The 20353-nt window shown below is 47.5% G+C and carries 21 protein-coding genes and 1 riboswitch; of the genes, 11 read left to right on the plus strand and 10 right to left on the minus strand.

The genetic code is table 11. From position 1 onward, the window contains the following. Positions 1-6: 6 nt before the first annotated feature. Together ACV7NC_RS14020 and ACV7NC_RS14025 are read right to left on the minus strand one after the other, a co-directional pair. A complete protein-coding gene (locus ACV7NC_RS14020; RefSeq protein ID WP_458153251.1) occupies positions 7-552 on the minus strand; it encodes an NUDIX hydrolase in 546 nt (181 codons plus the stop codon). A gap of 36 nt (positions 553-588) precedes the next feature. Further along, complete coding sequence (locus ACV7NC_RS14025) at positions 589-1404, minus strand: DUF2914 domain-containing protein (protein ID WP_458153252.1); 816 nt, start codon at positions 1402-1404, stop codon at positions 589-591. Positions 1405-1524: 120 nt separating this feature from the next. Between ACV7NC_RS14025 and ligA the strand changes: the two genes are divergently transcribed. Then, positions 1525-3555 (plus strand): NAD-dependent DNA ligase LigA, encoded by a 2031-nt coding sequence (gene ligA / locus ACV7NC_RS14030; RefSeq protein ID WP_458153253.1) that lies wholly within the window; start codon positions 1525-1527, stop codon positions 3553-3555. Positions 3556-3570: 15 nt separating this feature from the next. Here ligA and ACV7NC_RS14035 read toward each other — a convergent pair whose 3' ends face one another. Then, on the minus strand, positions 3571-4128 hold the full coding sequence (locus ACV7NC_RS14035) for a hypothetical protein (RefSeq protein WP_458153254.1): 558 nt from the start codon (positions 4126-4128) through the stop codon (positions 3571-3573). A gap of 73 nt (positions 4129-4201) precedes the next feature. Between ACV7NC_RS14035 and ACV7NC_RS14040 the strand changes: the two genes are divergently transcribed. From ACV7NC_RS14040 to ACV7NC_RS14080, 9 genes are all read left to right on the plus strand, one after another. Next, positions 4202-4774, plus strand: a complete 573-nt coding sequence (locus ACV7NC_RS14040; RefSeq protein WP_458153255.1) for a hypoxanthine-guanine phosphoribosyltransferase — start codon at positions 4202-4204, stop codon at positions 4772-4774. Beyond that, entirely contained in the window at positions 4768-5514 is a 747-nt protein-coding gene (locus ACV7NC_RS14045; RefSeq protein ID WP_458153256.1) for an S-methyl-5'-thioinosine phosphorylase, read from the plus strand. Before ACV7NC_RS14040 ends, ACV7NC_RS14045 begins: the two co-directional genes overlap by 7 nt. After that, entirely contained in the window at positions 5504-6037 is a 534-nt protein-coding gene (gene def, locus ACV7NC_RS14050; RefSeq protein ID WP_458153257.1) for a peptide deformylase, read from the plus strand. The genes ACV7NC_RS14045 and def overlap by 11 nt, the downstream gene beginning before the upstream one ends. 268 nt (positions 6038-6305) lie before the next feature. Beyond that, positions 6306-6406, plus strand: a riboswitch (glycine riboswitch). A gap of 56 nt (positions 6407-6462) precedes the next feature. Further along, positions 6463-7554, plus strand: coding sequence for a glycine cleavage system aminomethyltransferase GcvT (gene gcvT / locus ACV7NC_RS14055; protein WP_458153259.1), 1092 nt, complete (start codon positions 6463-6465; stop codon positions 7552-7554). A 33-nt stretch (positions 7555-7587) separates the two neighbouring features. Beyond that, on the plus strand, positions 7588-7977 hold the full coding sequence (gene gcvH / locus ACV7NC_RS14060) for a glycine cleavage system protein GcvH (RefSeq protein WP_458153260.1): 390 nt from the start codon (positions 7588-7590) through the stop codon (positions 7975-7977). A gap of 45 nt (positions 7978-8022) precedes the next feature. Continuing rightward, on the plus strand, positions 8023-9375 hold the full coding sequence (gene gcvPA, locus ACV7NC_RS14065) for an aminomethyl-transferring glycine dehydrogenase subunit GcvPA (RefSeq protein ID WP_458153261.1): 1353 nt from the start codon (positions 8023-8025) through the stop codon (positions 9373-9375). A 32-nt stretch (positions 9376-9407) separates the two neighbouring features. Beyond that, positions 9408-9905 (plus strand): thiol peroxidase, encoded by a 498-nt coding sequence (gene tpx / locus ACV7NC_RS14070; protein ID WP_458153262.1) that lies wholly within the window; start codon positions 9408-9410, stop codon positions 9903-9905. A gap of 19 nt (positions 9906-9924) precedes the next feature. Further along, on the plus strand, positions 9925-11376 hold the full coding sequence (gene gcvPB, locus ACV7NC_RS14075) for an aminomethyl-transferring glycine dehydrogenase subunit GcvPB (RefSeq protein ID WP_458153264.1): 1452 nt from the start codon (positions 9925-9927) through the stop codon (positions 11374-11376). Positions 11377-11418: 42 nt separating this feature from the next. Further along, positions 11419-12354, plus strand: coding sequence for a carbohydrate kinase family protein (locus ACV7NC_RS14080; RefSeq protein WP_458153265.1), 936 nt, complete (start codon positions 11419-11421; stop codon positions 12352-12354). Positions 12355-12474: 120 nt separating this feature from the next. On the opposite strand, the gene ACV7NC_RS14085 is transcribed toward ACV7NC_RS14080, so the two are convergent. Beyond that, complete coding sequence (locus tag ACV7NC_RS14085; RefSeq protein ID WP_458153267.1) at positions 12475-13323, minus strand: endonuclease/exonuclease/phosphatase family protein; 849 nt, start codon at positions 13321-13323, stop codon at positions 12475-12477. 140 nt (positions 13324-13463) lie between these two features. Further along, entirely contained in the window at positions 13464-14642 is a 1179-nt protein-coding gene (locus tag ACV7NC_RS14090; protein ID WP_458153268.1) for a retropepsin-like aspartic protease family protein, read from the minus strand. A gap of 131 nt (positions 14643-14773) precedes the next feature. Between ACV7NC_RS14090 and ACV7NC_RS14095 the strand changes: the two genes are divergently transcribed. Continuing rightward, complete coding sequence (locus tag ACV7NC_RS14095) at positions 14774-15316, plus strand: YMGG-like glycine zipper-containing protein (protein ID WP_458153270.1); 543 nt, start codon at positions 14774-14776, stop codon at positions 15314-15316. A 107-nt stretch (positions 15317-15423) separates the two neighbouring features. Here ACV7NC_RS14095 and ACV7NC_RS14100 read toward each other — a convergent pair whose 3' ends face one another. The 5 genes from ACV7NC_RS14100 to ACV7NC_RS14120 all read right to left on the minus strand — a co-directional run bounded on the left by ACV7NC_RS14100 (position 15424) and on the right by ACV7NC_RS14120 (position 20302). Beyond that, positions 15424-15975, minus strand: coding sequence for a hypothetical protein (locus tag ACV7NC_RS14100; protein WP_458153271.1), 552 nt, complete (start codon positions 15973-15975; stop codon positions 15424-15426). Between the two features lie 114 nt (positions 15976-16089). Next, a complete protein-coding gene (locus ACV7NC_RS14105) occupies positions 16090-16899 on the minus strand; it encodes a methane monooxygenase/ammonia monooxygenase subunit C (protein WP_458153273.1) in 810 nt (269 codons plus the stop codon). Between the two features lie 219 nt (positions 16900-17118). Then, positions 17119-17793: a response regulator transcription factor gene (locus ACV7NC_RS14110; RefSeq protein ID WP_458153274.1), complete on the minus strand. Its 675-nt coding sequence runs from the start codon at positions 17791-17793 to the stop codon at positions 17119-17121. A gap of 8 nt (positions 17794-17801) precedes the next feature. Further along, the gene (locus ACV7NC_RS14115; RefSeq protein ID WP_458153275.1) at positions 17802-19706 is read right to left on the minus strand and encodes a PAS domain-containing sensor histidine kinase; all 1905 of its coding nucleotides are present in this window, start codon (positions 19704-19706) and stop codon (positions 17802-17804) included. A gap of 395 nt (positions 19707-20101) precedes the next feature. Continuing rightward, complete coding sequence (locus ACV7NC_RS14120; protein ID WP_458153276.1) at positions 20102-20302, minus strand: YjfB family protein; 201 nt, start codon at positions 20300-20302, stop codon at positions 20102-20104. Positions 20303-20353: the final 51 nt, after the last annotated feature.

Genomic DNA, 20353 nt, shown 5'->3' on the forward strand with positions numbered 1-20353 from the left:
GATAGTTCAGGGGTTGCTGCGAGGTTTGTCGATGATCCCCATATGAAAACCTAATTCTCCCCGTCTGCGTTCCTCGAAATACTGTTTCAACGGATCATGGATTACGCGAAAAGCCATCTCATCCCAAGGCACTTCGAATTCGCTGACAAGTTTGACTTCCAAGCTCTCGATACCGGGCTTGAAATCTAGATCCAAAAGCCGCGCACGGAATAAGAAATACACCTGGCTGATATGCGGTAAGCTGTAGACCGTGAAAAGATTACCGATTTCCACCCGGGCATTGGCTTCTTCAAGTGTTTCACGAGCGGCTGCCTGAGCCAAAGTTTCATTGTTTTCCATAAAACCGGCAGGGAGCGTCCACCAACCGCGACGAGGCTCGATCGCGCGTTTGCAGATCAGGATTTTATCCTCCCATTCGGGAATGCATCCGACAACCATTTTAGGATTCTGATAATGAATCGTGTTACAGGCCGTGCAAACATAGCGCGGTAAGCTATCTCCCTCAGGGATCATTAATTCGACGGAAGCACTACAATTGCTGCAGTATTTCATGATAATCCTTCAGAAACATTCATTCTGCGGCAAGGCTCAATGCGATATGACACTGAATTCCCGGGCTGCCAATTGATTTTCCCGCTCGTCGATTAACTCGACACGCCATGATCCAAGCCGTCTGTGATCCAGTTGCTTGCTGGCATGGGTGCGCCAGTTGTTGTTCAGAACGTGCAGGCGAAGTTGTGAATCCAATTTGTTATTGTAGTACCAGTCGATCCGGATGTTTCGTTTTTGCTGATTTTGGAGGTGTACATAGAAATGGATTGGTTTGGTTTCATCGGGTTTTAAATGAACGGTATCAATGGAATCAACAGGCTCTCTCGAAATAATGGCGCTACTCAACTGGGCTCTAAGCACGATGGGATGATCGGATGATTGGTGAGGTTTGGGCTGAATAGCGGTTTTAGGGACTGCATTGACAGCTACGGGAAGTGATGCCGTAACATTATTTTCCGGTTTTTTTCGCGGAATGATAACCGTGCGATCCTCGATATTAGGTATTTCGGAATCAATCGGGATTGATATTATCGTTTGTTCAGTGTTGCTTTCATCGGATTCAGTAACCGGTGCTTCCGCTTGTGCATTAAGTTCCAACGAGATATTTTCTGAGGAGATGGTATCGGTTTCTGCATTAACTGGATCGCTCCGGGATGATTTGCCGGCTATATTGCCGAAAATTAAATAGCCCAGTAAAGAAAGGATAACTACAAGCGATATGGCTGCGGCGGCAATTTTTTTCCAATCCAGTACTTGTTCATAAACAATCTCAGGTTCTGGGTAAATTTCCTCAATGGCTTGCGGTGGCTGCTGCTGGATTTGGATACGAATTTTTAAGGTATTGTTGCTCATATTGTATTGTTCAAGACAAGCGGATGTCGCAGAGTTGGTTTTCGATGGAATGCGCAGTATAAAGGATTTTCGATGAAGAACTGAAACTGCATCGTGTTGCTATTCGCTATACTATTAAATATGCATGAAAATATTGAAGAGATAAGACAACGACTGCAACAATTGCGATCCGACATCGAGCTCCATAATTACCGTTACTATGTGCTCGATCAACCCACCATTTCTGATGCGGAATATGACAAGCTGTTCAGGGAGTTGCAGCGCATCGAACAAGATTATCCATCATTCATTACTGTCGATTCGCCGACACAGCGCGTCGGCGCCGCGCCGCTCAAGGCATTTGCACAAATCGCGCACGCGATTCCGATGTTATCGCTGAGCAATGCATTTGAAAATGACGAAGTAATTGCGTTTGACCGGCGGGTCTGTGAAGGCTTATTGGTCAATAACGTGGAATACGCAGTTGAACCAAAGTTTGATGGTCTGGCAGTGAGTTTGCGTTACGAGAACGGGGTTCTAAAAAGCGGTGCAACCCGTGGCGACGGTTATACCGGCGAGGACATCACGCTGAATCTGAAAACGATCCGGTCGATTCCGTTGAAGTTGCCGGTGGATAGTCCTCCTGCGTTGCTGGAAGTGCGCGGTGAAGTATTGATGCTGAAAAAGGATTTCCTGCGGTTGAATCAGCAGCAATTGGCCAAAGACGAGAAGGAATTCGCCAATCCGCGCAACGCTGCGGCAGGTTCGTTGCGGCAACTGGACCCGGAAATAACAGCGACTCGCCGTTTGGCGTTCTTTGCATACGGAATCGGTGACTATGAAGATCCGCGCATGCCTCAGAACACGCATAGTCAGGTGATGGCTTATCTGGCCTCATTACATTTTCCGGTTGCTCAAGAAAGCAAAGTAGTACAGGGGGTGCGAGGCTTACTCGGTTACTATCAAGCGATCGCCGCGCAACGGGAAACTTTACCCTACGATATTGACGGTGTGGTTTACAAAGTCAATGCAATCGCGCAACAGGAACAATTGGGTTTCGTATCACGCGCGCCGCGCTTTGCCATTGCGCATAAATTTCCAGCGCAAGAAGCCATGACAAAACTGCTGGATATCGATGTGCAAGTCGGTCGCACCGGGGCATTGACGCCGGTTGCCCGCCTGCAACCGGTATTTGTCGGCGGCGTCACAGTGACGAACGCGACCTTGCATAACGCCGATGAGGTGGAACGAAAGGATGTGCGTATCGGTGACACTGTGGTCGTGCGCCGTGCCGGTGATGTGATTCCGGAGGTAGTATCAGTCGTTCCTGAAAAGCGTCCGCCGGACGCGCGGGTATTTTTCATGCCTTCGCATTGCCCGGTTTGCGGCGCGAAAGCGGTGCGATTGCCGGGTGAAGCGGTGTCGCGCTGTACCGGCGGCTTGTTCTGCCCGGCGCAACGGAAACAAGCGATATTGCATTTTGCTTCGCGCCGCGCCTTGGATATCGACGGTCTTGGAGAAAAACTGGTCGATCAATTGGTCGACCAAGCGATTGTGCGGACACCGGCGGATCTGTACCGGTTGGGAATCGCCGCGCTGGCAAACTTGGAGCGCATGGCGGACAAGTCGGCGAATAACATTGTAAAAGCGATTGAAGCCAGTAAACATACGACATTGGCGCGATTCATTTATGCGCTGGGTATTCGCAATGTAGGCGAAGCCACTGCGAAAGACCTGGCAACGTATCTGGGAAGCCTGGACCGATTGATGGCGGCGGATAGCGAGCAGCTTCAACAAATCCCGGATGTAGGGCCGGTGGTGGCGCAAAGCATCGTGGATTTTTTTGCTGAGGCGCATAACTGTGAAGTTGTCGAACAATTGCGTGCGTGCGGTGTGTATTGGGACGAACAGGATGGAAAAGCGGTCGCGGCGATTGCCACGCCATTACAAGGTAAAACTTTTGTGCTGACAGGCACGTTGCCGCACATGACCCGCGAGGAAGCCAAGGAAAAGATCGAAGCGCTGGGCGGCAAAGTCAGCGGCAGTGTTTCCAGTAAAACGGATTTTGTCGTTGCAGGCGCCGATCCGGGCAGCAAGTATGATAAAGCGGTTAGCCTAGGTGTCACGACTCTGGATGAAGATACCTTGCTGAAGCTGCTGGATCATTCGTGAAAATACCGGCGGTGCTTACAGTTGATTATCCCTGGATAAATTGAAAGTGCCGGTAAGTTCTCCATTGATACTGTATTCATAGATCCCGGCCGGTAATCCATAAACTTGCAGCGGTACGATTTTTACAAAAGGCACCAGCGCCGCCGTACAGAAAGTTCCAGGGGGAATTAATGCGTGATGCATGGCAATTTCAAATTTGTTGCTTAGCATGCGTTGATTGATTTGACCAAAACCTCCGCAACCGTTCGGAAAATTACCGCTGATCTTCAATAGCACCTGAACAGGGAACGAAGTGGTGACGATGGTTTCAACTTGATCAAGATAAACACCTTGCCCCGGAACGATCACAGTATCCCGGAAATTCGTTAGTGTCCAGGTATTGGTTGCGGCATTGAACTGCAATTGTATATCTTGATAGCGTCCCGCTTGCGCAGACGTATCTACACGCGGAATGGTCAATTTTCCATCCTGATACAACGGATGTTCGCTATCCAGCGTAGACTCGGAAAAAACCGGAGTCATTAACCAGAAAGAACAAGCAGTTGTTAAAAAAGACATAAAGAATCGGTACATGGCGTGTCCCTCCATTATTCAATCATTGCATGTTAGCATGATACCAATTGACATATTCAGGTTCAGTAATACGATGCTATTATCTCACCAACAAGCCTTGCAGATTCTCGATAACGCAGAATTGATCCATTCAGAACAAATCGTTGCGCAAACCTTGCAACGCCTGGCAGCGGACATCACCGCTGAATTATCACAGCAGCAGCCTTTGGTTTTATGCTTGATGGGCGGCGCTGTGGTATTCGCCGGTCAATTACTGCCGCTGCTCAAATTTCCACTCGACTTTGATTTTGTTCATGTGACGCGTTATGGCAATGCGTTGCACGGCAGCGAGATTCAGTGGCGGGTCGCACCACGGGAAAGCGTCAAAGATCGGGTCGTATTGGCTGTGGACGATATTCTGGATGAGGGAATGACATTGGCGGCTCTGCGCGATTTTGTACTGGAAAAAGGCGCCAAAGCGTTTTATAGCGCGGTGCTGGTGGAAAAGCAGACAGGCAGACCGAAGCCGATCGCGGCCGATTTTGTGGGGATATTGGTTCCGGATCGCTATGTTTTCGGTTTCGGCATGGATATTCATGGCGCTTGGCGCAATTTGCCGGCCATTTATGCTTTGAAAGACAGCGTTGGAAACAACAAAGAATGTTAGCAATCATCGGTGGTAGCGGCCTTACGCAGTTATCCTGCCTGGAAATATCGCATCGGCAAATCATCCGCACGCCGTATGGCGAGCCTTCCGGGCCGCTGACTTTCGGCAAGCTGAATGGCGAAGATATCGTGTTTTTGGCGCGGCACGGCCATGGTCATACCATTCCACCGCATGCGATCAACTATCGCGCCAATTTATGGGCGTTGCATTCGCTGAAGCCCGCGCATGTTATCGCCGTAGCCTCAGTCGGCGGTATCCGTGACGATCTGGCGCCCGGTAACCTGATGGTGCCCGATCAAATTATCGACTATACCCACGGGCGCAATTTCACGTTTTTCGATGGCAAGGATCAACCGGTGACGCATGTCGATTTTACTTGGCCGTATTGCCAGCAAACCCGAGAGCTATTGCTACAAGCGGCGAAACATGCTGGTCAAGCCGTTGCCGATGGTGGTGTTTACGCCGCGATGCAGGGGCCACGTTTGGAAACGGCGGCGGAAATCAACCGCCTGGAACGCGATGGCGCGGACATCGTTGGCATGACCGGTATGCCCGAGACCGTACTGGCGCGGGAAATCGGTCTTAATTATGCGACACTGGCAGTGGTCGCCAACCATGCCGCCGGACGCGGAACTAATAAAAATGCTATCCCGCTTAAGGAAATTTATGCTGTGCTGGAACAAGCAATGATTAAAGTCAGAAACATTCTGGAACATTTGGTGAGGTGTCATGGCCATTAAACCGGTGCTAAAAATGGGCGAACCGTTGCTGTTGCAAGTTGCCAAACCGATCGAACGATTCGACACGGATGAATTGCATTCATTAATCCGCGACATGGAAGATACGATGGAATCTTTAAATGGCGCAGGTTTGGCTGCACCGCAAATCGGCGTAAGTCTGCAAGTTGTCATTTTTGGCTTCAATCATAACCCCCGTTATCCACGCGCCGAGGAAGTACCTTTCACAGTGCTGATTAATCCGCAACTTACACCGCTATCGGACGATAAGGAAGATGACTGGGAAGGTTGCCTCAGTGTCCCCGGTATGCGCGGTATGGTGCCGCGCTACAAACAACTGCGCTATCGAGGTTTCGATCAATATGGCAAAACTATTGATCGCACCGTCAGCGGTTTTCACGCGCGCGTTGTGCAACATGAATGCGATCATTTGCAAGGGATTTTGTATCCGATGCGGATCCAGGATTTCCGGTTGTTCGGGTTTACCGACGTGCTGTTCCCAGGGCAGGCGGTGATTGATGACTAAATTGCAGAAATTACAGTTTCATTTCGTTCGAATGTAAATATACATGGGGCAATAGTGTTTGTTGCCTCATAAGGTGCGTAGGCTTTTGGCTAACAGCAAAATTTACCGCAGCACCTTGTCTAAACCCTTGTTACTCAGGTATAGTTCTCACTTTGCCAAATCAATCCAAGCAGAAGAGTGCGCTATTCAATAGCGCCGCCGAAGGCGTAACCTCCCCGGAATCGCTCAGGCAGGGTCAAGCTCCGCTTGTTCCTTGAGAACTGCTTGCGACAGGCGATCTGGAGAGTGCCGGAAAGGTTTCCGGCCACCGAAGGGGCACACGGATTCTATTCTGTCAATCTCTCAGGTAAAAAGGACAGAGGGGCGCTAAGTCATCTACGTTTTTATTTGCGTTTGAATGGCTTTTTATTTTTGGGAGAAAAACCGTGCTGAAAATGACACCCCTGAATCAAACTCACCGCGACATGAATGCCAAAATGGTCGATTTCGGCGGCTGGGATATGCCGTTGCATTATGGCTCGCAATTGGATGAGCATCACAAAGTCCGTCAGGATGCCGGCATGTTTGACGTGTCGCACATGCTACCGGTGGATATCAAAGGCGCTGACGTGCGCGGTTTCCTGCGCCAGCTGGTCGCCAACAATGTCGATAAATTGACCGTTTCCGGTAAAGCGCTGTATTCCTGCATGCTGACTCCGCAGGGTGGCATCATTGATGATCTGATCATTTATTTTCTGACGGAAGATTGGTTCCGCATCGTCGTCAACGCCGGTACCGCGGATAAAGACCTTGCCTGGATGCTGAAACAACGCGATGCCTTGGCGCCAAAGCTGGAAATCACGCCACGCCGGGATCTGGCGATGGTGGCGGTGCAAGGCCCGAATGCGCGCGACAAAGTGTGGCAAGTCATACCGAATTCGCAAGCGGCGACCGAGGAACTGAAACCGTTCCAATCGGCAATCGTAGAAAATTATTTCATTGCCCGCACCGGTTACACTGGAGAGGACGGATTCGAGATCATGCTCCCGGCTGCCGATGCGCCCACTTTCTGGAAAGCATTGAATGCCGCCGGGGTAGCGCCGGCTGGGTTGGGTGCGCGCGATACGTTGCGGCTCGAAGCGGGAATGAATTTGTACGGCCAGGACATGGATGAAACAAAAAATCCGCTGGAATCCGGTCTGGCTTGGACGGTCGATTTGAAATCCGAGCGCGATTTTATCGGCAAGCAAGCGTTGCAAAGCATCAATGTGACGCAGCAACTGGTCGGTTTAGTACTGGTTGATCGCGGCGTTTTGCGTGGTCATCAAGAAGTGATCGGCGAGAAGGATGGTGTCGAGTATAAGGGCGAAATCACCAGCGGCGGTTTTTCACCGACCATGAATCAATCGATCGCGTTGGCGCGTATTCCGGTGCAGATTGCAATCGGCGACGAAGTTAGCGTAGTGGTGCGCGATAAGAAATTGCGCGCTAAAGTGGTAAAATATCCGTTCGTGCGTAACGGCAAAGTTTTGGTTTAAACATTTACACGTAATTTTTTCTGGAGCTAATTTATGAGTATTCCAACAAATCTGAAATATAGTAAATCCCATGAATGGGTGAAATCTGAAGCCGACGGCACGGTGACGGTCGGGATTTCCCATCATGCCCAGGAATTACTCGGCGACATGGTGTTCGTTGAATTGCCGGATGTCGGCCGTCAATTGAAGCAAAAGGAAGAATGTGCGGTTGCCGAGTCTGTTAAAGCCGCTGCCGATGTGTATGCGCCAATCTCCGGCGAAGTGATTGCCGTAAATTCGCCGTTGGTCGATGAGCCCGGAAAAATTAACGAAGATGCTTATTCCGCCTGGCTATTCAAAATGAAGCCCAGTAATCCTGCAGAAATCGACGGTTTATTGGATGCGGCCGCATATAACGAACTGGTCGAAAGCGAAGACCATTAATTGCAGTTGTATAAATTATATTTTTTAAGTTTATCGAGTTAAATCATGCCGTTTATTCCTCATACCGAAGAAGATATCGCTGAGATGCTAGCCAGCATCGGCACCAAGTCAATCGAAGATCTGTTTGATGAAATTCCCAAGGAACTCGTCAGCGGCGAATTAACCGGTGTTCCTCCCGGCCTCAGTGAATTGGAAATTACCCGTCTGATGCTGGAGCGTGCCAATCAAGACGGTTTTTACCAGAATTTCATCGGCGCCGGTGCGTATGAGCATCACATTCCGGCGGCTGTATGGCAAATTACCACACGTGGCGAATTTTATTCTTCGTATACGCCTTATCAAGCGGAAGCCAGTCAGGGTACATTGCAGTTGCTGTACGAATACCAATCGATGATGGCGTCGCTGACCGGTATGGATGTTTCCAACGCCAGTATGTACGACGGTGCGACGGCATTGGCGGAAGCGGCGTTGATGGCGGTGCGTTCGCATAAAACCTCACGCAAGATCTTGATTCCGAAAACCGTGCATCCGGTGTACCGCCAAGTAGTGCGCGCGATCGTCAGCAATCAGAAAATCGAAGTGGTTGAATTGCCGTACGATGCCAAAACCGGTCAAGCCGACCTGGCCGCGATCAGTAAGATGGATTATGGCGATTTTGCCGCATTGGTGATTCCGCAGCCGAATTTTTTTGGCGTGCTGGAGCAAGTCGATGAGTTAACCGATTGGGCGCATAGCAAAAATTCGTTTGCTATCGGCGTGGTTAACCCGACTGCATTAGCGATGCTGACACCACCTGGAGAATGGGGCAGCAAAGGGGCCGATATCGCGGTTGGCGAAGGTCAGCCGTTAGGCATTCCGCTTTCCAGCGGTGGTCCTTATTTCGGTTTCATGGCATGTAAGAATGATTTGGTGCGTCAAATGCCCGGAAGGATTATTGGCCGTACTACCGATCTGGATGGCAAAGAAGGTTTTGTATTGACATTGCAAGCGCGCGAGCAGCATATCCGCCGCTCTAAAGCGACTTCCAATATTTGTACTAACCAAGGCCTGATGGTTACTGCGGCGACCATTTTTATGTCGCTGGTAGGGCCGGAAGGGTTGCGCCGGATTGCAGCGCAATCGCATGCCAATACCTTGGAATTGGTCGAACAAATGGAAAAAATTAGCGGTGTGAAACGGACATTCAGCGGCATTACCTTCCATGAAGCGGCACTGACATTGCCAAAAGCGACCGCTGGCGTGTTGACGCAACTGAGACAGAAAGGCATTTTAGGCGGATTCGATTTACAAGCGCATTATCCGGAATTGGGCAATGCATTGCTGGTTTGTGCAACTGAAACCAAAACCACTGGTGATTTGCACAATTATGCGACCGCAATGAAACAAGCATTAAGCTAATGTCATCTTACAATCAATAGAAAGGAAACAACATGGTCACTCTTAAAGGTAAACCCATTAAAATCGAAGGCACTTTTCCCAAAGTTGGGCAACAGGCCCCTGCGTTCTCTTTGGTTAATAGAGATTTGCAAGACGTCACATTGGCAAATTTCGCGGGCAAGAAAAAAGTCTTAAGTATCCTGCCTAGCCTTGATACGCCAGTATGCGCGTTGTCGACACGGAAATTCAATCAACAGGCAAGCAACATGGATAATACCGTGGTGTTGATCATTGCGGCGGATTTGCCGTTTGCGATGAGCCGGTTTTGCGATGCCGAAGGCTTGGATAAAGTGGTTACGCTATCAACTATGCGTGGCGCCAATTTCATGAAAGATTACGGCGTTTTCATCGCCGACAGTCCGTTTGGCGGCATCACAGCGCGCGCAATCATCGTGCTGGATGAAAAAGACAAAGTAATCCACGCCGAACTGGTTCCAGAAATCGCCGACGAACCCAATTATGACGCAGCCATGGCTGCATTAAAGCAATAATTTTCTTTAAACATACATCATGCTGATATTCGAACACTCGCGCAAAGGGCGTCTCAACTATTCTCAATCACCGGCTAAAGTAGCCGGCAAATCGGCAATTCCAAAAAACTTGTTGCGCAAATCACAGGTATTGTTGCCGGAAGTCTCCGAAATGGATACTGTGCGCCATTACACGCGGTTATCGCAAAAGAACTTCTCGATTGATACGGAGTTTTACCCGCTGGGTTCGTGCACGATGAAATATAATCCGCGCGCATGTAACTCGCTGGCAATGTTACCGCAATATTTATCCCGGCATCCGCTGGCGCCCGAAGAAACCGGACAGGGTTTTCTCGCGTGTATGTATGAGTTGCAGGAAATTCTGAAATCCGTCACCGGTATGGCGGGAGTCAGTTTGACGCCAATGGCAGGAGCCCAAGGTGAATTGATCGGCGTGATGATGATACGTGCGTATCACGAATCGCGCGGCGATTTTGCGCGCACCGAGATCATCGTGCCGGATGCGGCGCACGGCACCAACCCGGCAACTGCGGTGATGTGCGGTTTTAAAGTGGTTGAAATCGCGACCGACAAAGACGGCAATGTCGATTTGGAGGCGTTGAAAGCGGCCGTTGGTCCGCAAACAGCCGGACTGATGCTGACCAATCCATCGACGCTGGGGGTATTCGAGAAAAATGTTGCAGAAATGAGCCGTGTCGTACATGCCGCCGGGGGGTTGCTGTATTACGACGGCGCCAATTTGAATGCGGTACTGGGTAAAGTCAAACCGGGCGACATGGGGTTTGATGTAATTCATATCAATCTGCATAAAACCTTCTCGACACCGCACGGCGGTGGCGGCCCCGGTTCTGCACCGGTAGGTGTGGCCGAACGTTTGCTACCGTTTATGCCGATTCCATTTGTCGCGAAAGACGGCGATCGCTACCGTTGGGTGACAGAAAAAGACAAACCGCAAACGATCGGACGTTTGTCCGCACATATGGGCAATGCGGGGGTATTGCTACGCGCTTATATTTATGTCCGCTTGCTCGGCATCGACGGCATGCATCGCATTTCTGAATTCGCAACCCTGAATGCGAATTATTTGATGGCGGAATTGCGCAAAGCGGGTTTTGAAATTGCCTACCCGAATCGTCGCGCCAGTCACGAGTTTATTGTCACCATGAAAGACATTAAGGACAAGACCGGTGTAACCGCGATGAATTTGGCTAAACGCCTATTGGATAAAGGCTATCATGCGCCGACCACCTATTTCCCGCTGTTGGTGCCTGAGTGTTTGTTGATCGAGCCGGCGGAGACGGAATCAAAAGAAACGCTGGATGCATTTGTGGAATCGATGAAGGAGATTCTGCAAGAGATCGAATCGCAACCGGATATGGTCAAAGGTGCACCGCATACCATGTCGGTGCGTAAGCTGGATGATGTCAAAGCGGCGCGGGAACTGGATCTGGCCTGGAAGCCTGGCGTTTAATTAATAAAATTCGTTATTCCTCTCAATTTTGATCTTAAATCCATGCGCACTTTGATTTGCGGTTCTATCGCATACGACAATATTATGGTCTTTCCGGATCATTTCAAAAATCATATTCTGCCGGAAAAAATTCATGTTTTGAACGTCGCATTTCTGGTTCCGGAAATGCGGCGTGAGTTTGGCGGATGCGCAGGGAATATTGCTTACAATCTGAAAATGCTGGGCGGTGAACCGGTCATGATGGCTACCGTCGGTGATGATTATGCGCCTTATAAAACTCGCTTCGAACACTTGAACTTGACTCAGGAACATGTTCGTCATATTCCTGATACGTTTACCGCACAAGCCTTCATTACTACCGATCTGGCTGATAATCAAATCACAGCGTTTCATCCGGGGGCTATGAATTTCTCTCATCTGAATTCGGTGAAAGATACACGAGGCATTCGTTTAGGCATCATTGCGCCGGATGGTCGCGACGGGATGATGCAACACGCGCGGGAGTTTCATGAAGCCGGAATTCCTTTTGTCTTCGATCCGGGGCAGGGATTGCCGATGTATAACGGTGAAGAGCTTCTTAGTTTTATCGACAAAGCTGATTATATAGCGGTGAACGACTATGAAGGTCAGCTGTTGCAGGACCGGACTGGGCGCAGCTTGGAGAATCTGGCGAGTCATGCCAAAGCATTGATTATTACATTGGGTGCGGAAGGTTCCATTATCTATGCCGGTGGCAAGCAATATAAAATTCCTTGCGTCAAACCAAAAGCAATCATTGATCCGACCGGTTGCGGCGATGCTTATCGGGCCGGCTTGTTATACGGCATTGTCAATGGCTTCGATTGGCAAACGGCTGGACAACTGGGTTCGCTGATGGGGTCGCTGAAAATTGCGCAACGTGGCGGGCAAAATCATCAATTTACCCGAGATGAAATTGATCAACATTACTTTGAGAGCTTCGGTAACCGGATTTTTTGAATGAATCCGGCAGTGATCCAATACGAAACACCGGTTAACTAAACTGATCCAATCGAGAGACGAAGCCGCGAATTCCACGCAATGAATGGTAAACTGCGCGTGTAATAATTCAATATATCCTCAATTCAATTCCACCCAAACCGGTTGATGATCGGAAGCGGTAGTTTCCGCATCACTGTCATGTTGTTTTAAATGTTTCACTAAACCATCGGTGATTAACACAAAGTCGAAGCATTCGGGGTGATCGACAAAATCAACCGGATGAATTCCGACAGTGGGTGCATGAGGTACCCATGGATTTAACAGAGACCAAGTATCATGAAATGCCGGTGTGTCATCATCGAATGGCGCCAGGATCTGCGCATGCTCAGGAGCTGTTGCTGGGAAATTCAGATCACCGCATAAAATCGCTTCTTTGGGTCTGGGAAATACTTCGAAGGTTCCGCCTTGTTCTTCTGGTAACAATTTGCGATGCGACATGCTACATGCCTCTTGGTGTAAATGACGAATGGCATCAATTTGCATTTCACGTTGCCGCTGCGAGTAATATTCCAGATGCGTGGTCATGATACGAATCGATCCGATGCTTGTCGTTACCACGGCTTCTACCAGCACACGCTGCATGCTGGGTGTGGATAATTCCGCTTGCCAGGGCAAGAGATGCCGCCATACTTGACCGACGGGGAGACGGCTGAAAATGACATTGCCGAATTGACTGCGGCTACCAGGTCCATCCGGGATATCGGTTCCAATCCCGTAAATCACACTATAGCCAGGAAGTAACGCCGACAGTATGGCTATCTGATCGTCGCTACGGCTTCCCGGTAAACCGGGAAAATTGACCGCGACTTCCTGCAGACAGATGATATCGAAGTCACCTAATCGATGAATGGTCCGAACGATACGCTGGAGATCGACATCGCCATCCATACCGCGCCCCCATTGGATGTTCCAACTGAGTAATTTCATTATTTTCTCCGATGTGTTGTTCGAAAAATAAATATGGGGTTGTTAGACAGGAATGTTCAGGTGTTGCATCACGATATTTTAATCGGTAAAAATGCAATCGCTCGAGTTATTTGCGCGATAGCTGAGGTTCGTGGATATATTTAGGGTGTGGAAATGCGCATGATCCGATTTACTTGTTCGATGCGGAAATTGCGCAATACGTTCATTCCCAGTAACGACTCTCCTGGCATGTCCGGCATGATGGCCACATCGACATTCGCGAGTTTGAATGATCCAAAAGTGATTTCAGCTGCTTTGGCGATACAGGCGTTGACTTGTCCGTTAGCGGTAGCCGCCTGAAGCGGAGTGCAATCGCGGATACCTGCAAGCAGGGCTGTTGCCGACGAAATGGAGACGGCAGTTGCGCCAGTATCGATCATAAATACGACTGGTGTACCATTTACGCTTCCTGAAGTCAGATAATGGCCGTCACGCGTCTGCTTCAGTTCAAGTTCACCGACTCCGATCGCTTCTGCAGAGTGATCCATTGTTTGTGTGTGTACAGGTATCGACTGGCTATATGCGAGCGCCAGTTGAATGGGGTGCAGACCGGAACCGCTAAAATGCAGAGAAGTTGTAGAACCAGCGGGAACAGCGATGCCATCCGCCACAGACACAGCTGCGCCGTCGGTAAAGCCGTCGTCCAGGTTGCACCATTTAGAACCAATCAATATTTTCATCCCGTAGTTTCCGATCGGCACGCTGAGTTGCATTGTATGACCGGAATGAATCGAGAGCGCGAGCAATTGTTTATTGGTCGTGATGTCCAGCAATAATGCAACCATCGGGTAATCATAATCATTGCGAATTTCCAAACCAGCATAGCCCACATCCGTGCGCTGCATGATCGATAGATCGATCATATAAGCTGATCCATGAATTGGCAATTCACTGCAGGTCTGCACTTCGAACGAAGAAATACGCGAGGTTATTGAAGAATCTAAATCAGTGCTTTGAAGTGCGCGCAATTGATCAAACAAGGTCAATACAATGAAAGCCAGTATGATCCAAGTAAGCATCCTCAAGATTAAGCTTTTCCATGGAAAATTGGATGCATTTTTTACTGACGAGCGACAAGATTGATCCTTTTTCGTATCACCATGCTTATTGTCGTGACTTTGTGGATTATGGTTGTCCATTACTTTACTTCTTGATGATATTGGAATAGTCGATGAAGGTGCGAAATCCGTTTGTTTTTTGATTAAGTTTTTACGGTTATAGGTAAAACAACTTGAACTGCGTTTTTGAAGGTTGCAGAGATTTAGTAACTCCCAAAACATAATGTTCAGGCATTGTTCAGTTCGAAATCACTATTATCAGTTGCAAAGCTTGGGGTTTATGTCTGATAGATGAATATAAGCAATTGCGCAGAGTAAGGGATGTAGATAAGTGAAAAATTGGGAGAAGAATTATGATCACTCGCAGAAGTTTAATTATTTTACTATTGATCGGCTTGTTGGTCGGGTGTGTTCACTTGCCTTCAGGGCCAAGCGTTATGGCATTACCGGGTAGTGGTAAAAATTTTGATCAATTTCGATCGGATGAAATGGCATGCAAGCAGTATGCGCACGAACAAGTCGGCGGTGATACGCCAAGGCATGCTTCAAGGTATAGTGGATTGCAGAGCGCTGCACTTGGTAGTGGTTTAGGCGCAGCTGCCGGCGCTGCGATTGGAGGAGGTCACGGCGCAGCGATAGGTGCCGGGATCGGTTTGTTATTTGGTAGCTTGCTTGGATCCAATACAGCGTCGGCATCAGTTTACGCAAGTCAGGAAAGATACGATAACAGCTATATTCAATGCATGTATGCGAAGGGGCATCAGATTCCGGTTAATGGCAGGATCATTAATAATTCATCTTTTAGAAGCTCTGCAAATAAAAATATGAATGTGGTTTCGGAAAATTTTGTTCCTCCGCCACCTCCTGCCGGTAATCCGCCACCACCTCCACAATAAACAATAGCAAATCGGTGGCATGATCTTGTTACAAACGATCAGCCACCGACGCCTCCCTTTACAACTTGAAAAAGTAAAATAAAATTGCCTTTGCTACTATGATTTTATCAATGCCGCAATTGCCTGCGTTTGAGTAGCTTATCGGTGATGAATGCAATTAACAAGAAAGTGATAATGTAAGGTATCGCTTTCAATAATAATTCCGTGTAATTGGTCATCTGTATCCGCAAAGGATACTCGTAATGTAGTGGAGGAACACCTTCACCTGTTACAAATAGCGTGTATTGGCCTTCATCCAGATCAAAGCGGCCTTTAATGACACCATCCGAATGATTGGTAGAGTAAATGCTTGCAACTGTCTCACTGAGTGCTTGACCGCTGCCCCTGACGATTTTTATAACAATTGGCATATCACGGAGAGCCTGGTCGACGAGGTCGAGGACCCAGTAAGTTTCACCTTCTTTCGGGATTTCCGTGCAATATTCGGCTTCTGGATCGTACTGTGGCTGATAAGTGCTAAGGTGTATCATGCTGCCCGACATATTTCGCACACAAGCATCGGTTTCTAAATTTACTTTGCCATGTGCGGTGGCGAATCCTGAATACAAAGCTGCAGAGAGAATAGCAACCGAAGTCCATATTTTTATGAAATGTCTCATTCTAGAAACTCCTTTACTTGTTTGGTTCTAACTCATGGCTATTATTTTTGGGTCCCAATAACCTGCGGGGAGCAGATCATTGGGACAGTTACTACCGGAGATGAACTTGTTAGATTAAGGAACGATGCGATTGTTCAGAATTTCGCGGCTGGCGCCGTTCCAGGTTACGTCTGTCAGGTTAGAGTAACGGGTGACAATTTGTGCTGCAATACCACCTGAGAATAAACCTGCCCAACCCAGAATCACAAAACCCCAGTGCAATGGCGCGCTAAACAGCTCTTCCATGAACCAGAATGCATGACCCCATTCGTTCAATCCTACGTTCGGCAGAATCATCAATGGGCCAGCAATCGCCATTACCAGCGGGAACGATGTGCCGCGGCTGTACAGTGGCAGACGGGTCATCGCGTACAAGTATGACGCTACGCCACATACGATGTACATCGGGAATGAACCATAAAACACCACTACGTGACTTGGCGTAAAGCTCGTGTCACGAATAATCACTTGGTGCCAGCTTGCATCTTGTTCGGTGAAGAAGCTGCCGCCCCAGTAAACACCAAACAGGTATACACCCAGCCACATCATCCAGTAGAAATAGCGTTTGATCTCTAATTTGGTGTCCAGGTTGTCTAATTGTTCTTTGGTGTCACGGGTTTTTAAAATCCAGCCCCAGGTGACCAATGCAAACAATGGCATCAGGGTCATGTGTACGCGCCACAGTCCCATCCACACTTTGTCAAATTCCGGTTCCATCGAGTCCATTCCGTGGGAATACGCAAATGTCCTTTGAAACCAGATCCAAAATATCGCTACCAGTAGCATGGTGCCCATGCCCAGTTTGTAGTACTTCGAGTCGTACCACAGCGACATGTCATAGCTCGCGCTCGACGCGCTACTCGTTGTGCCATACGTTGTTGCCATTTTATCCTCCATTGATTAGTTGAAAAATGATGCGCAAGGAAAAACAAAATTGCGCACCATCGTTTTGCGTATGTTCAATAATTACTTTTATACGCAATTTAGATTAGCCGATTGACATACTTTTACAATGAGTGGATCCCCTCATTTTTAGCACTGAATACGTAAGTTACGACAAGAGGTGCTCCTCTTGTTAAAGTGTCATTGAAACGCCAAAGAAGCTTAGGGGGTGGAAGAAGAAGGGAAATTGTCCGGGAAACGGAAATTTGATTTTTGCGCGCGTAATCGAAGTGCAAAATTGATCAAACTGTTAGGTCCGCTCAGATCAAGCTTGCGAGAAATATTGACTCGATGATTCTCGATAGTTTTTTTGCTGACAAACAATTGATTCGCAATTTGCGGTGTTGTTAGCCCTTCGGCAATTTTGTCAAGGATGCGGCGTTCTGCTTTTGTGAGGCTATTCAGTCTTGTCAGTGCAGCCTCGATCAATTCATCCTTTTCCGGTTGCTGTTTGCGTACTTGTGTTATTTTTTCAAGCCGTGCATTGATGCTATTGATAAGCTCTTCTTTGGTGAAAGGCTTTGTAAGATAGTCATCGGCACCCATATCCATACCGGTGCGAGTATCCGAGCGGGTTGATTTCGCTGTGAGAAAAATAAAGGCGGGGGGGTGTAGTTGTGGTAACTGCTTGATTTGACCGAATACATCAAAACCGTCCATGCCTGGCAGCATGATGTCGCAGATGATTATGTCGGGTGCTTGTTGCAACGCCAGATTAATGCCATCTTCGCCGGATGGTGCACTAATCACACGGAATCCATAATGCAGAATGATGCTTACAATGTTTTCACGCAGCGCTTGCTCATCTTCGATTACCAGAATGAGTGGATTATTCACTGTCAAAATTATAAGGGTAATTCGATCGTAACCGTACAACCGTTATCAACTTTGCTGTTGATGCTAATATCACCACCATGCAGCATGATCAATTTTTTTGCAATCATCAGGCCCAGGCCGCTGCCAGGAAAAATTTTCGCATTCGATGCACGGAAAAAGGATTGGAACAGAAACAACTGGTCTTTTTCCGGAATACCAATGCCATAATCCTTAATTGTCATAAAATAAACATTGTTCCGGAGGTTGACAGTTAGCTCAGGGGCAGGTTTATTTAACGAATACTTAAACGCATTCGACACGACATTCCGCAAAACATTCCGCAGCAATATTTCATCCAGCTGAATGACTTGATCGGTTGCATCGAAGCGGTAATTCAGTATTCGATGATTGCCGCTGAGTTCGGTATTGGAAGCAACGAAAGTATCCATGAACTGCTTGAACGGTACTTCTTTTTTGGATAATTCAATTTTTCCTTCGTCAATTCTGCCAATATCCAGAATATTTTCCATGAGTTCGGTCATGCGGATGGTTTCTTCTGCCATGATGGTTTTTTGCCGCTGAAATAATTCTATAAATTCAGGGCTGAGCCCAGCCGATTCCATTTTAAGATCCAATAAATCGATACTCGAACGGATAGTCGCAAGCGGAGTGTGGAATTGATGTGAAGCCAGATTGACGAATTGAGTTTTGAAACGATTGAGTTCACGCTCTTTTTCCATCGCTTTTTGCAATCGCTCTTCCGCTTGCTTGATCAAAGTGATGTCATTTTCAACGGCGACATAGTTGATTAGCTGGCCGACATCGTTGTATACCGCAGCGATATTGAGATAGAGCCAGATTTTTTCTCCGCTCTTGGTGTAGTTTAAAATTTCGCCGGAGAAAGTACCGGTGCTTTTAAGCGAATGTGCAATCGCTTGAATGGTTTCTCTGGAGGTCTCAGGTCCTTGAAGGAAAGCGGCCGGGTCGATTCCAATGACTTCTTCCGCTTTGTAGCCAAGGATTTTCTCGAAACTCTGATTAATCCAGATGATCTTTTTTTGCGGATCGGTGATCATTACGATACCGTTGGTTTTTTCAGCGACATAAGCCATGCGTTGCAATTCCAGCTCATTCCTCTTTCTGGCCGTGATATCCATGCCATAACAGATGACAAATTCCGTGTTACCGGACTTATCCAATAGGGGATATAGGGTTCGCAAGCAGGTTCGATCTACGCCATGCGAATCGCTCAATCTTTCTTCATAGGTTACTGGTTGCTTTTGTTGCATGCACGTATTCAGTTCGCTGTCGTGTTTTAATTCAGTAACTGGAACCCAATTTTTAAGATCGTTGTGCTGATCCGCAGAGAGACCACTGGCAAATCCATGACAATCCATGGCAGCACGATTGGCGTATAGATATTGGCCTTGATGATCGAAAACCGCCAGCTCGGTAGGTAACTCGTCAAGAATACGCCGATACGGCAGTTGTTTTGCTACGGTTACATCATTTGAAATTTTTTGAGGTGTGATGTTTTTCAAGATACCGTATAAGCTGATCAACCTGTCGTGTCGATCCAGAATCGGAAAAATAGTTGTTGTATGCCACTTGATCCTGCCATCTTGCATTCGGATCATAAAGTCTTCACTTTGCTCAATTTTTGAAGCGGTAACCTGGGCAATCAATCTACGCATTTTTTCTTTTTCCAGATCTTGATAATACTGCGTAGTATCCAGTAGCGTTGAACACTCAAAATTTCTATCTAATTCATAGAAATCATACAAATAGTCAGACCAGAGAACCATGTTTGTAGAGAAAGAATGTGACCATTCGCCGATCTCTCCGATTTTGCTCAATAGCGATAGCCTTTGTCGCTGAGAAATCAGCGTATCAAAAGTTTCAAGCTGTGGTTTGTAATCTAGTCTGGAATTCATTGGTCTATTCCATGAATATGAAATTTAATATTGATAGAGATTGCCGCCGGTGGTCATTTCTCTGAAATAAAGCAGATAGCGGAATCAAGTGATTTTATAACATACTTTTTTCTTGAAGAAAAACAGTAATAAAAATATCACTTTATTGGGAGTTATGGATTAGCTGTTGTTCCTTCTTTGGTAGCAAGCAAAATGAAAATGAACTGGATCATTGAAATTTTAGCTGATGCACCTGCTGCGCAAATAGTTCTTAGGGCGATGTTACAAAGAAAGAATAACGTAGACTGATGAAAAAATTACTTATCGTGAAATCAGCGATTACTTGACCGAAGGTTTAATCTAGTGAAAAGCAGAAAAGTGTATTCGAGAATCACTAGATCACTCTAAGAAATTGATTATGCAGTAGTATTAATATTCTGACCCAGGTGGGGAGGGAGGTTTGAAGCGGTTTTGTTGTCAGGAATTGCTTCAATTAAAGCAAGCGCTCCGGCTGCATTGAGGTTAATCGCTTTTTTTAAAACTGCGATACCCACTGCTTGATTACTGCTAAAGTTAGCCATTTCTGTTGCTAAATTTGCTATTCCATTAACATCCATTTTAACGCTCCTTAAATTCTCACAGTATTAGTTTTAGTTGTAATGATTAGC

The organism is Nitrosomonas limosa, from assembly GCF_054188085.1.

Coding starts and splice junctions, on each gene's coding strand:
- ACV7NC_RS14040 (WP_458153255.1), top strand. CDS start 4,202: ATGCTATTATCTCACCAACAAGCCTTGCAGATTCTCGATAACGCAGAA.
- ACV7NC_RS14045 (WP_458153256.1), top strand. CDS start 4,768: ATGTTAGCAATCATCGGTGGTAGCGGCCTTACGCAGTTATCCTGCCTG.
- ACV7NC_RS14085 (WP_458153267.1), bottom strand. CDS start 13,323: ATGAAATTACTCAGTTGGAACATCCAATGGGGGCGCGGTATGGATGGC.
- ACV7NC_RS14090 (WP_458153268.1), bottom strand. CDS start 14,642: ATGTTTTGGGAGTTACTAAATCTCTGCAACCTTCAAAAACGCAGTTCA.
- gcvH (WP_458153260.1), top strand. CDS start 7,588: ATGAGTATTCCAACAAATCTGAAATATAGTAAATCCCATGAATGGGTG.
- gcvPB (WP_458153264.1), top strand. CDS start 9,925: ATGCTGATATTCGAACACTCGCGCAAAGGGCGTCTCAACTATTCTCAA.
- ACV7NC_RS14035 (WP_458153254.1), bottom strand. CDS start 4,128: ATGTACCGATTCTTTATGTCTTTTTTAACAACTGCTTGTTCTTTCTGG.
- ACV7NC_RS14100 (WP_458153271.1), bottom strand. CDS start 15,975: ATGAGACATTTCATAAAAATATGGACTTCGGTTGCTATTCTCTCTGCA.
- ACV7NC_RS14025 (WP_458153252.1), bottom strand. CDS start 1,404: ATGAGCAACAATACCTTAAAAATTCGTATCCAAATCCAGCAGCAGCCA.
- gcvPA (WP_458153261.1), top strand. CDS start 8,023: ATGCCGTTTATTCCTCATACCGAAGAAGATATCGCTGAGATGCTAGCC.
- tpx (WP_458153262.1), top strand. CDS start 9,408: ATGGTCACTCTTAAAGGTAAACCCATTAAAATCGAAGGCACTTTTCCC.
- ACV7NC_RS14080 (WP_458153265.1), top strand. CDS start 11,419: ATGCGCACTTTGATTTGCGGTTCTATCGCATACGACAATATTATGGTC.
- ACV7NC_RS14120 (WP_458153276.1), bottom strand. CDS start 20,302: ATGGATGTTAATGGAATAGCAAATTTAGCAACAGAAATGGCTAACTTT.
- def (WP_458153257.1), top strand. CDS start 5,504: ATGGCCATTAAACCGGTGCTAAAAATGGGCGAACCGTTGCTGTTGCAA.
- ACV7NC_RS14115 (WP_458153275.1), bottom strand. CDS start 19,706: ATGAATTCCAGACTAGATTACAAACCACAGCTTGAAACTTTTGATACG.
- ACV7NC_RS14020 (WP_458153251.1), bottom strand. CDS start 552: ATGAAATACTGCAGCAATTGTAGTGCTTCCGTCGAATTAATGATCCCT.
- ACV7NC_RS14095 (WP_458153270.1), top strand. CDS start 14,774: ATGATCACTCGCAGAAGTTTAATTATTTTACTATTGATCGGCTTGTTG.
- ACV7NC_RS14105 (WP_458153273.1), bottom strand. CDS start 16,899: ATGGCAACAACGTATGGCACAACGAGTAGCGCGTCGAGCGCGAGCTAT.
- ligA (WP_458153253.1), top strand. CDS start 1,525: ATGCATGAAAATATTGAAGAGATAAGACAACGACTGCAACAATTGCGA.